Origin of the sequence: Streptomyces sp. ATCC 21386 (genome assembly GCF_018728545.1) — a bacterium.
Lineage (GTDB): Bacteria > Actinomycetota > Actinomycetes > Streptomycetales > Streptomycetaceae > Streptomyces.
Genome location: NZ_JAAVVL010000001.1, coordinates 7198378 through 7211129, shown reverse-complemented (window position 1 = coordinate 7211129; position 12752 = coordinate 7198378). Strand labels below are relative to the sequence as shown.

13 protein-coding genes and 1 riboswitch are annotated in these 12752 nt (G+C 72.5%); of the genes, 7 read left to right on the top strand and 6 right to left on the bottom strand.

Annotated elements, in window-relative coordinates:
- The first annotated feature begins 129 nt into the window (after window positions 1-129).
- The gene (locus GWK25_RS31010; protein WP_215454681.1) at window positions 130-777 is read left to right on the top strand and encodes a sulfite oxidase-like oxidoreductase; all 648 of its coding nucleotides are present in this window, start codon (window positions 130-132) and stop codon (window positions 775-777) included.
- Between the two features lie 79 nt (window positions 778-856).
- On the opposite strand, the gene GWK25_RS31005 is transcribed toward GWK25_RS31010, so the two are convergent.
- The 5 genes from GWK25_RS31005 to thiO all read right to left on the bottom strand — a co-directional run bounded on the left by GWK25_RS31005 (window position 857) and on the right by thiO (window position 6129).
- Window positions 857-1789: a deoxyribonuclease IV gene (locus GWK25_RS31005; protein WP_215454680.1), complete on the bottom strand. Its 933-nt coding sequence runs from the start codon at window positions 1787-1789 to the stop codon at window positions 857-859.
- 67 nt (window positions 1790-1856) lie between these two features.
- Window positions 1857-3776 carry a Stk1 family PASTA domain-containing Ser/Thr kinase gene (gene pknB / locus GWK25_RS31000; protein ID WP_215454679.1) on the bottom strand — a complete coding sequence of 640 codons (1920 nt, stop codon included), beginning with the start codon at window positions 3774-3776 and terminating at the stop codon, window positions 1857-1859.
- A gap of 163 nt (window positions 3777-3939) precedes the next feature.
- Window positions 3940-4734 (bottom strand): thiazole synthase, encoded by a 795-nt coding sequence (locus tag GWK25_RS30995; RefSeq protein ID WP_215454678.1) that lies wholly within the window; start codon window positions 4732-4734, stop codon window positions 3940-3942.
- Between the two features lie 4 nt (window positions 4735-4738).
- Window positions 4739-4939: a sulfur carrier protein ThiS gene (gene thiS / locus GWK25_RS30990; protein ID WP_184898624.1), complete on the bottom strand. Its 201-nt coding sequence runs from the start codon at window positions 4937-4939 to the stop codon at window positions 4739-4741.
- Between the two features lie 14 nt (window positions 4940-4953).
- Entirely contained in the window at window positions 4954-6129 is a 1176-nt protein-coding gene (gene thiO / locus GWK25_RS30985; RefSeq protein WP_215454677.1) for a glycine oxidase ThiO, read from the bottom strand.
- A riboswitch (TPP riboswitch) is annotated at window positions 6127-6238 on the bottom strand. It overlaps the preceding gene by 3 nt.
- Window positions 6239-6290: 52 nt before the next feature.
- Between thiO and GWK25_RS30980 the strand changes: the two genes are divergently transcribed.
- From GWK25_RS30980 to GWK25_RS30955, 6 genes are all read left to right on the top strand, one after another.
- Window positions 6291-6650, top strand: a complete 360-nt coding sequence (locus tag GWK25_RS30980) for a hypothetical protein (protein ID WP_215454676.1) — start codon at window positions 6291-6293, stop codon at window positions 6648-6650.
- Between the two features lie 32 nt (window positions 6651-6682).
- Window positions 6683-7912, top strand: coding sequence for an NAD(P)/FAD-dependent oxidoreductase (locus GWK25_RS30975; protein ID WP_215454675.1), 1230 nt, complete (start codon window positions 6683-6685; stop codon window positions 7910-7912).
- A gap of 53 nt (window positions 7913-7965) precedes the next feature.
- On the top strand, window positions 7966-8331 hold the full coding sequence (locus GWK25_RS30970) for an Rv2175c family DNA-binding protein (protein ID WP_190208348.1): 366 nt from the start codon (window positions 7966-7968) through the stop codon (window positions 8329-8331).
- Window positions 8332-8494: 163 nt separating this feature from the next.
- Window positions 8495-9139 (top strand): thiamine phosphate synthase, encoded by a 645-nt coding sequence (gene thiE / locus GWK25_RS30965; RefSeq protein ID WP_215454674.1) that lies wholly within the window; start codon window positions 8495-8497, stop codon window positions 9137-9139.
- A 136-nt stretch (window positions 9140-9275) separates the two neighbouring features.
- Window positions 9276-10199 carry a methylenetetrahydrofolate reductase [NAD(P)H] gene (gene metF / locus GWK25_RS30960; protein ID WP_215454673.1) on the top strand — a complete coding sequence of 308 codons (924 nt, stop codon included), beginning with the start codon at window positions 9276-9278 and terminating at the stop codon, window positions 10197-10199.
- Window positions 10200-10255: 56 nt separating this feature from the next.
- Window positions 10256-11197: a hypothetical protein gene (locus tag GWK25_RS30955; protein ID WP_215454672.1), complete on the top strand. Its 942-nt coding sequence runs from the start codon at window positions 10256-10258 to the stop codon at window positions 11195-11197.
- Window positions 11198-11234: 37 nt separating this feature from the next.
- On the opposite strand, the gene GWK25_RS30950 is transcribed toward GWK25_RS30955, so the two are convergent.
- On the bottom strand, window positions 11235-12749 hold the full coding sequence (locus GWK25_RS30950) for an NAD(P)/FAD-dependent oxidoreductase (protein ID WP_215454671.1): 1515 nt from the start codon (window positions 12747-12749) through the stop codon (window positions 11235-11237).
- Between the last annotated feature and the right edge of the window lie 3 nt (window positions 12750-12752).

The window sequence follows — 12752 nt, the reverse complement described above, 5'->3', positions numbered from 1 at the left end:
TGATTGCACCGCTGTCGAAGATCGTCCAGTAAGTGCAAGCTTAGTAAGTAAGTGCAGCCTTAGTTCTAAATGTCCGGGTCGGGTGGGCCCTGGTCATGTGCACCACTCGGGGTCTGTCAGGATGGAGTCATGGGTCAGCCGGTGGAACGCGAATCAGGAGATCGCGCAACTGAGAACGCCGCGTCGTCGCAGCTTCCGCCGGGACAGCGGCTCCAGCGCGGCTGGCCGGTCACCCACTACGGGCCCGTCCCCAAGTTCCGTCCCGAGCGCTGGGACTTCCGGGTCTTCGGCGCCACCGCCGACGGCGAGAAGCACTCCTGGACCCACGACGAGTTCACCGCCCTGCCGTACGCCTCGGTCGTGGCCGATCTGCACTGCGTGACGAAATTCAGCATGGTCGGCGCCGAGTGGGGCGGCATCCCGGCCCGTACGATCCTGGACACCGCGCCGCCCGCCGCCGAGGTCACCCATGTGATGGTGTGGGCCGAGTACGGCTTCAGCTCCAATCTCCGCCTCGCCGACTTCGCCGACGACCGCACGATCTTCGCCACCCACAAGGACGGCGAACTCCTCACCGCCGAGCACGGCTTCCCCCTCCGTCTCGTCGTCCCCCACCTGTACGCCTGGAAGGGCCCCAAGTGGGTCCGCGGCATCGAGTACATGACCGCCGACCGTCGCGGCTTCTGGGAGGAACGCGGCTACCACAACATCGGCGACCCCTGGCAGGAACAGCGCTACTCCTACCAGGAGGAACCGGGCGACGGCCCCGAACTCTGACGGCCGGCGCGGGACCGCCGCCGGAGCGGACCCGCTCCGGCGGCGGTGATCCGGCGTCGGTGATCCGGCCTCGGGGGCGTCAGCCGTCCCTGAGTTTCTTCAGGCGTTCCACGTCCGCCGCGTGGCCCTCCTTGCCGCCGGGGGTCTCGATGATCAGCGGGACGCCCCGCGTGGCGGGGTGGGTCATCAGGGCGCGGAACGGGTCCTCGCCGATGTGTCCGGAGCCGATGTTCTCGTGACGGTCCTTGTGGGCGCCGACCACGTCCTTGGAGTCGTTGGCGTGGATCAGCTTCAGCCGTCCCTCGCCCACGGTGTCCACCAGCAGGTCCAGCGTCCGGTGCATGCCGTCGGGCCCGGTCAGGTCGTGGCCCGCGGCGAAGATGTGGCAGGTGTCCAGGCAGACCCCCAGCTTCGGATGGGCGTCCAGCGCCTCGAAGTACGGCCCGAAGTCCCAGGTGCGGGAACAGAGCGAGGCCCCCTGGCCGGCCGTCGACTCCAGCAGCAGATACGGGTCGTCGTCGTGGGTCAACTCGTCCAGCAGCGGCAGCAGATACTCCCGTACCTGCTTGAGTGCCACCGACCGGTCCCGGCCGCCGGTCGCGCTGCCCGTGTGCACGACCACCCCGAGCGCGCCGATCTCCCGGCCCCGGCGCAGCGAGTGCCGCATCGACTCCACGGACCTCTCCGCCGTCGCCTCGGTGTGCGAACCGAAGTTGATCAGGTACGGCGCGTGGACGTAGGCGGGGATCGACTCCTCGGCGCAGGCCGCGCGGAATTCCTCGTCCTGCCGGGGGTTGCCGGCCGGGGTCGCCCAGCCGCGCGGGTTGGCGACGAAGACCTGCACGGTCTCGGCCTTCAGATCGCGGGCGTAGGTCAGCCCGACGGAGTTCAGGCCGCCGGCGACGGGCACATGGCCGCCGACGGGGTTGCGGGAAGGGCCGACGGGACCGGGGGCGGTGCCGGGGAGTCCGGGGGCGGGGGCCGGAAGTCCGGGGGACTGCTGAGTGCTCACCGCACCAGGGTGTCATGCGGTCCGAGGCGCCCGGCCGCCGGTTCGAGGCGACGGCCGGGCCGGTCCGTCAGCGGATCTCGATGGTGATGGTCGAGCCCTTGGGCGCCGTGTCCCCGCCGTCCACGGACTGGCTCCTGACCTCGTCGCCGAAGAGCCCGAGGAGCCCCCGGTCCTCCTCGACCTCGAAGCCGGCGTCCTTGAGGCGCCGGGTCGCCTCGTCGACGCTGTCGCCCACGACGTCGGGGACCTCGACCATCACGGGCCCCTTGGAGAGCGTCAGGGTGACGGTGTCGCCCTGGCCGACCTGCTTGCCCGCCCCGGGAGCCTGCTCGGCCACGAGCCCCTTGTCGAACTCGGAGTTGACCCGCCCGGAGGCGAACTTCACCTTCAGGCCCGCCTGCTCCAGCTCGGAGGTGGCGTCCGCGACCGACGAGCCCGACACATCGGGCACCTCCACCGGGGCGCCCCGGCTGACCACGATCCTGACCGCCGAGCCGGACGAGATCTCGGTGCCCGTCCCCGGCTGGGTGCTGATCACCTGCCCCCTGATGACCTCGTCGCTGAACTCCCGCGTCACCACGCCCGGTTCGAGCCCGGCGTCCTTCAGTTCGGTCTTCGCGGCATCCAGCCGGTAACCCTGGAGATCGGGCACCTTCACGGTCTGCGGACCCTTGGAGATCGTCACCGTCACGGTGTCGTTGTCCCGGATCCGCTCGCCGGGCGCCGGGTCGGTGCCGATCACCCGGCCGCGCTTGACGGTGTCACTGAACGCCCGCTCGACGTCGACGTCCAGCCCGGCGCCCTCCAGCCGCTTCGTGGCGTCCGCCTCGCTCTGCTGCAACACGGCCGGGACCTGTGTGAACTGACCCGAGTTGATGTACCAGACGCCGCCGCCCACGCCCAGGACGAGCACCACGGCGACGACGACCGCCCACAGCCCGCGCCGGGGCGCGGCGGAGGCGCGGCCGCGCCGGGGCGGCGGCACAGGCGCGTCGAACCGGCTGGTGCGGTGCAACCGCTCGTCGGGATCGAGCCCCACCGACCGCGACACGGACAGGGAACGCGGGATCACGCTCGTCCGGTCCTCCGCGGTGTCGTGGCCGTCGGCTATCGCCTGCGGCGGCACCGCGTCCAGCTGCTCGGCGCTCAGCGCGGCCCGCGCCTCCAGTGTCTGCGCGAGCAGCGCCACGGCGTCGTACGGCCGCAGCTCCGCATTGCGGGCGGTCGCCGAGGCGACCAGCGCGTCCAGGTCGTAGGGCAGCCCCGGCACCGCGGCCGAGGGGGGCGGCACGTCGTCGTGGAGCGCGTGGTAGAGCACCTGCGCGGGGGAGTCGCCTGCGTGCGGCTTGCCGCCGGTGAGCATCTCGTAGAGCATCACGCCGCACGCGTACACGTCGACACGGGTGTCGGTCGTGCCGTGCTCCAGCTGCTCGGGGGCCAGGTAGGAGACGGTGCCGAGGACGGCGCCGGTCGTGCTGGTGACGGTGTCCACGGCCCGGACGAGCCCGAAGTCGGCGACCTTGACCCGGCCGTCGTCCCCTATCAGCACGTTCTCCGGCTTCATGTCCCGGTGCACGAACCCGGCGCGGTGCGCTGCGCCCAGCGCGGCGAGCACCGGCTCCAGGATGTCCAGCGCGGCGCGGGGCTGCAGCGCTCCGCGCTCGCGCAGCACGTCCCGCAGGGTGCAGCCGGCGACGTACTCCATCGCGAGGTAGACGTACGAGCCGTCGGTGCCCTGGTCGTAGACCCCCACCACGTTCGGGTGGGAGAGCCGGGCCACCGACTTCGCCTCCCGGATGAACCGCTCGACGAACGTCCGGTCCGCGGCCAGCGTCGGATGCATCACCTTGAGCGCGAGCACGCGGTCGAGGCGGGTGTCCACGGTCCTGTAGACCGTGGCCATCCCGCCGACGGCGATCCGCGCCTCGACTCGATACCGACCGTCGAGCACCTGGCCGACAAGCGGGTCCTGAAGGGTCGTGTCCACGCAGGTGAGTGTACGAGCCGCCGCCGACAGGCCCACGGGTCCCGGGAGCCGGGAGACGTACTGCAGCAGAGCTGTGACCGAGACCGGAGGGCTGTGACGAGCGGGTCTCCGACGGAACTCGTTCGACTGTTCGAGTGAGGGGTGGGGCGGCGTGAGCTCCGCCTCAGAACGCGGGGCGTTCCGGATCCAGCCGCGCCAGTCCCTCGCCGGGCGACGAGGCCTCCGCGAAGTGACGGCGGGGGATGCGGCCCGCCCGGTACGCCAGCCGTCCGGCCTCCACCGCGTGCCGCATGCCCTCGGCCATCAGGACCGGCTCCTGCGCCCGGGTCACCGCGGAGGCGAGCATGACGCCCGCGCACCCCAGCTCCATCGCCAGCGCGACGTCCGACGCCGTCCCCGCGCCGGCGTCCAGGATCACCGGCACGCGCGCGTGCTCGACGATCAGCTGGAAGTTGTGCGGGTTGCGGATGCCGAGCCCGGAGCCGATGGGCGACCCGAGCGGCATGATCGCGGCACAGCCCACGTCCTGGAGCTTGCGCGCGAGCACGGGGTCGTCGTTCGTGTACGGCAGCACCGTGAAACCGTCGTCGACGAGCGTCTCGGCGGCGTCGAGGAGTTCGATCGGGTCCGGCAGCAGGGTGCGCTCGTCGGCGATGACCTCCAGCTTGACCAGGGACGTACCGAGCGCCTCACGCGCGAGGCGGGCCGTCAGCACGGCCTCGCCCGCCGTGAAGCAGCCGGCCGTGTTGGGCAGCACCCGGATGCCGAGCCGGTCGAGCACCGACAGCACCGAGCCGTGCACGTCGGCGTTCACCCGGCGCATCGCGACCGTGGTCAGCTCCGTGCCGGAGGCCACCAGCGCGCGCTCCAGGACGTCCAGGCCGCTCGCGCCGCCGGTGCCCATGATCAGACGGGACGCGTAGGTCGTACCGCCGAGGACGAAGGGGTCGTCTGCCATGGGATCAGCCTCCTTGGACGGCGGTGAGGACCTCGACACGGTCCCCCTCGGCGAGGGCGGTGGTCGTCCACCGCGCGCGCGGGACGACGGTTTCGTTGAGAGCGGCGGCGACCCCGGAGACGGACGGCGTGAGCGTCCGCACGATCGCGTCGAGGGCCGTGCCGGGGGCGATCTGCCGCCGCTCCCCGTTGACGGACACGGTCAGGGTCCCGGTGGTGCTCATACGGGCTGCTCCAGGAGTTCGCGGGCCGCGCCGGCGCGGAACCGCAAGGGGGTGAAGTCGCGTGCCTCCGCCGGCAGTTCACCGGTGGTCAGCACCTCGGCCAGGACGTCGCCGGTGACCGGCGTGAGCAGCACCCCGTTGCGGTAGTGGCCCGTCGCGAGGAGCAGACCGTCCAGTCCGCTCGGGCCGAGGAGCGGGGCGTTGTCGGGGGAGGCGGGCCGTAGTCCCGCGCGGGTCTCGGTGAGCGGTAGTTCGGTGATCCCGGGCACGAGTTCGTGGGCGTCCCGCAGCAGTTCGTACACCCCGCCCGCGGTGACCGTCGTGTCCCAGCCCTGTTCCTCGCTGGTCGCGCCGACGACGAGTTCGCCGTTCTCGCGCGGCACCAGATAGACCTGGCTGCCGCGCACCACGGCCCGCACGGTACGGCTCAGGAAGGGCGCGTACGGCTTCGGGACGGTCAGCCGCAGCACCTGCCCCTTCACCGGCCGCACCGGCGGCCGCACTTCGGCCGGGACCCCGGCGAGCCGCCCGCTGAGGCTGCCCCCGGCGAGGACGGTGTGCCCGGCGTCCAGCCGGTCGCCCGCGCCGGTGCGGACCCCCGTGGCCCGCTCCCGGGCCACCGACAGCTCCTCGGCCCAGCTCCGGTGGAACACCACCCCGGCGCGTTCGCAGGCCCTCACCAGGGCCGCGGAGAGCCGCCTCGGGTCGACCTGGTGGTCCCCGTCGACCCGCAGCCCGCCACGCACGCCGGGCGCGAGCATCGGTTCCAGGCGACGGCACTCCCGTCCGCTCAGCCACTCCGAGTCGAGGCCCGAGCGGCGTTGCAGGGCGTGCAGTTCGCGCAGATGGGCGCGGTCGTCGGCGTCGAGCGCGACGGCGAGGGTGCCCGAGCGGCGGTAGCCGAGGTCGAGGCCGGTGACCTCGGTGAGCTCGGCGGCGAAGTCCGGATAGCGGCGCGCGGACTCCAGGTTGAGCCCCAGCAGCGTCTGCTCGCCGTAGTGCAGTTCGGTCACGGCGGCGAGCATCCCGGCCGCCACCCGCGCGGCCCCGCCGCCGGGCTCGGGATCGACGACGGCCGTGGCGAACCCGCGCTGCGCGGACCGCCACGCCGTGACGAGACCGATGATTCCGCCCCCCACGACGAGGACGTCTGACGTGTGCGTACGCGACATGGGCGTCCAGCCCCTCCCTTCGCCGGCATGACCCGGATCAGGTTCGTACGGTCGGAGGCCGCCAGCCTCCCTCTCAGCCCGGTGCGTCCGGGCTCCCGCGAGTGCTCTACGGTGGCCCACCCTAGCCCCCGCCGATCGCCTCAGTAAGGGAGCCCGTGCCCATGGCCCGCTCGCTCGACGGTCTCGTCCTCGCCCCCGTCGCCGACCAAGCCCCAGGTCAGGTGGGCACCCGCACCCGGTTCACGTACCACGAGGAGGACGGCGAGGTCTGGGCCGACTACGCGGGCGGCGACGTCGTGCGCGGCCGGCTCGTGGGCACGCGGGCGGGGGACCGGCTGGACTTCCGCTATGTGCAGTTGAAGACCGACGGGACGACCGCCTCGGGGCACTGCGTGTCCCTCGTCGTCGAACTGCCCGACGGGCGGGTCCGGCTGGAGGAGACCTGGGAGTGGGAGTCGCGGACCGGCAGCGGGACGAGCGTGGTGGAGCAGGTCGACGAGCCGACGGACCCCACCCCCTGACTGACCGAATATCAGTTGTCTATGGTGATCGGGTGAGCGAGCAGACGCAGCTGAGGGGCGGATCACCGGCGCGGCGCGTGGTCGTGGTGGGCGCGGGAATGGCGGGCGTGCAGACGGCGGTCGCCCTGCGGGAACAGGGCTTCACCGGCGACGTGATCCTGCTCGGCGCCGAGCCGCACCAGCCGTACGACCGGCCGCCGCTGTCCAAGGCCGTCCTGCTCGGCAACGCCGAGGGCTCCGCCTTCGACGTCGACTTCGAGGCGCTCGGCATCGACCTCCGGCTGGGCCGCGAGGTCACCGGCCTGCGCCCCGCCGGCCACGAACTCGACACGGCCGCCGGGCCCGTCCCGTACGACGTCCTCGTCGTCGCGACCGGCGCCGAACCGGTCCGGCTGCCGGGCGTCGAGGGGGTGCCCGGGGTGCATCTGCTGCGCACCCTGGACGACGCCGAGCGGCTGCGGCCCGTGCTGGCACGGCAGCACGACATCGTGGTCGTGGGCGCGGGCTGGATCGGCGCGGAGTTCGCCACGGCCGCGCGCGAGGCGGGCTGCGCGGTCACGGTCGTCGAGGCGGCGGACCGCCCGCTCGCGGGCGCGCTCCCCGCGGAGGTGGCCGCCCCGATGACCGCCTGGTACGCCGACAGCGGCGCCACCCTGCGCACCCACGCGCGCGTGGCGCGCGTCGAGCCCGGGACGGTGGTCCTGGACGACGGCACCCTGGTCCCGGCGGGCGCGGTCGTCGTCGGCATCGGCGCGCGCCCCGCCACGGCCTGGCTGAAGGGCTCCGGCATCGAGCTCGGCGCCCACGGCGAGGTGGTGGCCGACGACCATCTGCGCACCTCCGCGCCGGATGTCTACGCCGTCGGCGACTGCGCCTCCTTCCCCTCGGGCAGGTACGGCCGGCGCCTGCTCGTCCACCACTGGGACAACGCCCTCCAGGGCCCCCGCACGGTCGCGGCGAACATCGTCGGCGAGACCCCCGGGCCCTACGACCCCGTCCCGTACTTCTGGTCCGAGCAGTTCGGCCGGTTCGTCCAGTACGCCGGGGACCACGCCTCCGCCGACACCATGGTCCGGCGCGGCGACCCGACCGGCGCCGCCTGGTCGGTGTGCTGGCTCCGGGAGACCCGCCTGGTCGCCCTGCTGGCCGTGGGCCGCCCCCGCGACCTGGCCCAGGGCCGCCGCCTGATCGAGGCGGGCACCCCGATGGATCCGCTGCTGCTGGAGGACCCGGCGAGGCCGCTGAAGGCGGCGACGGCGTAGGCCGGACGCGGCTCGGCTACCCACTGTCAGTCCCAGATGGCAGTCTTGGAGACGTGACCGAGATTGACGCAAAGATCGATGCTCTCGTCCCCGCGTGGCTTACCCTCCCCGACATCGCAGAGATGCTGGACGTCGAGGTGACCCGAGTGCGGCAGCTGGTGAAGGAAGGCCAGCTCATCGCCGTACGCCGTGGTGAGAACCGCGCGCTGCACGTCCCCGCCGCCTTCATCGACGGAGACAAGGTGGTCAAGGGCCTGACCGGCACCCTGACCCTGCTGAGGGACGACGGCTTCACCGACGAAGAGATGCTGGAGTGGCTCTTCACTCCGGACCCCAGCCTGCCCGGCACCCCGGCCCAGGCGCTGAGCGAGAATCGCGGCACGGAGGTGAAGCGCCGCGCCCAGGCGCTCGCCGTCTGACCGGAAAACACCTGAGGCACCAGACACACCAGACAGATCAGAGACACCGGGGACACCCCGGAAGTTCGCAGCAGAGCCGCCTGTACGGCGTACGGGAGCCGGGCCCGCGAGGGTCGCGTCCCGTACGCCGCACCGATCACGCACGCCAACGGGGGACGCACCCATGCCCGACGCCGCCGCACAGCTCGCCGACGCCCGGCTCTACCTCTGCACGGACGCCCGCAAGCGCCAGGGCGACCTCCCGCGGTTCCTGGACGCGGTCCTCGCGGGCGGCGTGGACATCGTGCAGCTCCGCGACAAGGGCATGGAGGCCGCCGAGGAGCTGGAGCACCTCCAGGTCTTCGCGGACGCCTGCCGCCGGCACGGCAAGCTGCTCGCCGTCAACGACCGCGCGGACGTCGCCCACGCCATCGGCGCGGACGTGCTGCACCTCGGCCAGGGCGACCTCCCGGTTCCCGCCGCCCGTGCCGTCCTCGGGACGGACGTGCTCATCGGCCGTTCCACCCACGCCGAGGAGGAGGCCGCCGCCGCGGCCGTCCAGGAGGGCGTGGACTACTTCTGCACGGGCCCCTGCTGGCCCACCCCCACCAAGCCGGGCCGTCACGCCCCCGGCCTGGATCTCGTCCGGTACACCGCCGCCCTCGCCACCGACCGCCCCTGGTTCGCCATCGGCGGCATCGACCTCGGCAATCTCGACGAGGTCGTCGAGGCGGGTGCCCGGCGGGTGGTGGTCGTCCGGGCGATCACCGAGGCCGACGACCCGGGAGCCGCCGCGGCGGAGTTCACCAAGCGGCTGCGCGCCCTCTAGCCGGCAGTGGCTGTGTGCCCTCCAGTCGGTCGCGCCCATGTCCACGGCTGTCCAAGGCGTGGACAAGAGATCGACAAAAGGGACAAAAGGTACCGGTTTGGTTGGGGGGTCGCTCCGACCTGACTAACCTGCCCGTATGGCCCTAGGAACCGCTTCGACCCGCACGGACCGCGCACGGACCGTGCGCGACATGCTCGCCACGGGCAAGACCACCTACTCCTTCGAGTTCTGGGCGCCCAAGACGGAGAAGGGCGAGCGGAACCTGTGGACCGCCCTCCGCAGGATCGAGGCGGTCGCGCCCAGCTTCGTCTCCGTGACGTACGGCGCGGGCGGCTCCACCCGGGCCGGCACGGTGAAGGCGACCGAGCAGATCGCCTCCGACACCACCCTCACGCCGGTGGCCCACCTCACCGCGGTCAGCCATTCCGTCGCCGAACTGCGGAACATCATCGGCCAGTACGCGGACGCCGGCATCCGCAACATCCTCGCCGTCCGGGGCGACCCGCCCGGTGACCCGATGGGCGAGTGGATCGCGCACCCGCAGGGGCTCACCTACGCCGCCGAACTCGTCCAACTCATCAAGGAGTCGGGCGACTTCTGCGTCGGCGTGGCGGCCTTCCCGGAGATGCACCCCCGCTCCCCGGACTGGGACAGCGACGTGGCGCGCTTCGTCGACAAGTGCCGGGCGGGCGCCGACTACGCGATCACGCAGATGTTCTTCCACCCCGACTCGTACCTGCGTCTGAGGGACGCGGTCGCGAGCGCAGGCTGCGAAACCCCCGTGATTCCCGAGGTCATGCCCGTCACCAGCGTGAAGATGCTGGAACGGTTGCCGAAACTCAGCAACGCCGCCATCCCGAACGCCCTGAAAGAGCGGATCGTCACAGCCAAAGACGATCCGGCCGCTGTACGCTCCATTGGCATCGAGTTCGCCACGGAGTTCTGCGCGAGGCTGCTGGACGAGGGAGTCCCCGGGCTTCACTTCATCACCCTGAACAACTCCACCGCGACTCTGGAAATCTACGAGAACCTGGGCCTGCACCATCCACCACGGGCCTAGACCGGTCGCACTCGCGTACGAGACACTGCGTAGCGGCTACAGGGAGAGGGGCGTACATGGGCTGGGCGGTCCTCTACATCGCGTTCGGCGTCGTCGCGTTGTGGCTGCTGGGTGAGGTGCTGCTGCAGTACAAGGCGCGCCTGCGCTGGCGTCTGCTCGCCTTCGCGGGCTTCCTCGGTGTCGTCCTCGGTGTCCTCATCCCCAACGTGATTGTCATCGGGCTGGGCGCGATCGCCTTCGCGGTCGGGCAGACGTACGTGACGCTGTCGTTCCGGCGCGGCTTCGAGGCTGGCTGGGCCGTCCGCCCGCGCTCCGGCGAGGGCGAGGACGGCGGCCGGCTGCCGAAGGCCGTCAAGAAGCGCCGGCGCGGCGAACCGGACCGCCAGGACCCGAGCCTGGAGGTCACGGACCTGGAGACCACCGCCGCCGGTGCGTACGCGCAGGGCGACGACCTGCTCGACGACCGCGACGACGACGTGTTCGTCCGCCCGCAGTCCACGCCCTCCGCTGCCGGGCCGGCCCCCGTCTACTCCCCGGAACCCATGCCGGACGACACCAGCACCTACGGCATCTACGGCGACGACAACGCCTACGCGGGCGCCACCGGCCAGCGGCAGGCGACCGCCGACCAGGCCGCGCAGGACGAGGCCTTCGCCTACTACGGCTACGACCAGCAGCAGTACGGATACGACGCGTCGCAGCAGCAGTACGCCGCCTACTCCGACCCGTACATCGGCACCCAGACGTACGACGCCACGGCCTCCTACGACCAGTCCTACGGGCAGCAGGGGTACGGGCAACAGGGCTACGGCCAGGACCAGTACGGCAACGGCGGTTACGGCGGCGAGACCCCGCCCGGCGGCGTCTGGGTCCCGCAGCAGCGCAACACCGACGACCCGTTCGGCTCGGACCTCCCGTCGGACCAGCAGTACCCGTACCAGGGCAACGGCAACGGCAATGGCCAGAACGGCTACGACGAGCAGCAGTACCGTTTCTGAAGGATCCGCCCGGCCGTTGCTCCGGCCCCGGTGAGCCTCACCGGGAGCCGCGGAAGTCCGGTCCCTCCACGATCAGTCCAGCCACCAGCGCGCCCGACATCCCGGCGTGCGGAAGGCCGCCGCCGGGGTGGGACCAGCCGCCCACGGTGAACAGGCCCGGCAACGCGGTGGTGTTGGACGGGTGCAGCCATCGCCCGTCCGCGGCGGCGAGCGCCGGCGCCGGGACCGCGCCCCCCTCCGCACCGGTCGTCCGCGCGATGTCGGCCGGGGTGCGCACCTCGCTCCACAGCAGACGCTTGCGCAGATCGGGGACAGCACGCTCGGCGGCGTCGATCAGACGCTCGGCCTGCTGCGCGTAGACCTCCGACTCCGCCCAACTCCCGTCGGGTTCGCAGGGGACCGCACAGGTGATCGTGACCGCCTCGTGGTCGGAGTCCGGGACCAGCGCCGGATCGTCCGGCCGCAGCACTGTCACCGTGGGCCGTGCGACCATCCCGTGCGACGGGCCGAAGAGCAGGTCCAGCTCGGCGTCACGATCCTCCGCGTGCACCACCGTCCGGTGCGCCGCGCCCGCGGGGCGGCCGCCGCGCAGCGCCAGCAGCACGGTCAGTCGGCTCGTCGCTCCGCGCTGGGCCGGCACCTCGCCGGCACCCCGCAGGACCGACCGCCGCGCCAGGCGGCCCAGCACCTCGGGCGCGACCCCCGCGACCACGAAGTCGGCCTCGGTCACCGCGCCGTCCGCCGACTCCACTCCGGCCGCCCGGCCGTCCTTCTCGACGATCCCGGTGACCTCGGCCCCGAAGACGAACTCGACCCGGCGGGCCAGGCACCGCTCGTACAGCGCCCGCGCCAACTCCCGCAGACCGCCCCGGACGTACCAGGTCCCGAAGGCGTGGTCCAGGTAGGGCAGGATCGCCGCGCTCGCCGGTACGCTCCTCGGGTCCAGGCCGTACGCGAGGGCGTGGCTCTCCAGCAGCGCCGTGAGCCGGGGATCGCGCAGTTCCCACGCGCCGACCTCGGCGAGGGTGGCGGCGCGGCGGGTGCGCAGCAGCCGCCGGTGGGGGACCGAGGGGTACGGTTCGCGCTCGGCGAGGACCTTCCAGTCGGACCACAGCGGCTCCTCCAGAAGGGGCCGCCGGGTGCGGTCCCAGGCCTCGCGGGCCCGCACCAGGAAGTCGCCCCAGCGGTCACCGGCGCCCTGGCCGAGCGCGGAGTTCAGGGCGGCGACCACGCCCGCGCGGGAGGTGCCCGGCAGCAGGAGGTCGGTGCCGTCCGCGAAGACGTGCCGGGCCGCAGGGTCGACCTGGACCAGGTCGACGCACTTCTCCAGCGACTCCTTGCCGGTCTTCAGGAACAGGTCGCGGTGCACGGCGGGGAGCGGCAGCAGTCCCGGCCCCGTGTCGAACGCGAAGCCGTCGCGCTCGAAGCGGCCCACGGCGCCGCCGTAGGTCGTCGTGCTCTCGTGCACCACCACGCGGTGGCCCGCGACGGCCAGCCGGGCAGCGGCCGCCATCGCGCCGAGACCGGCGCCGATCACCGCGATTCTTGCCATGTG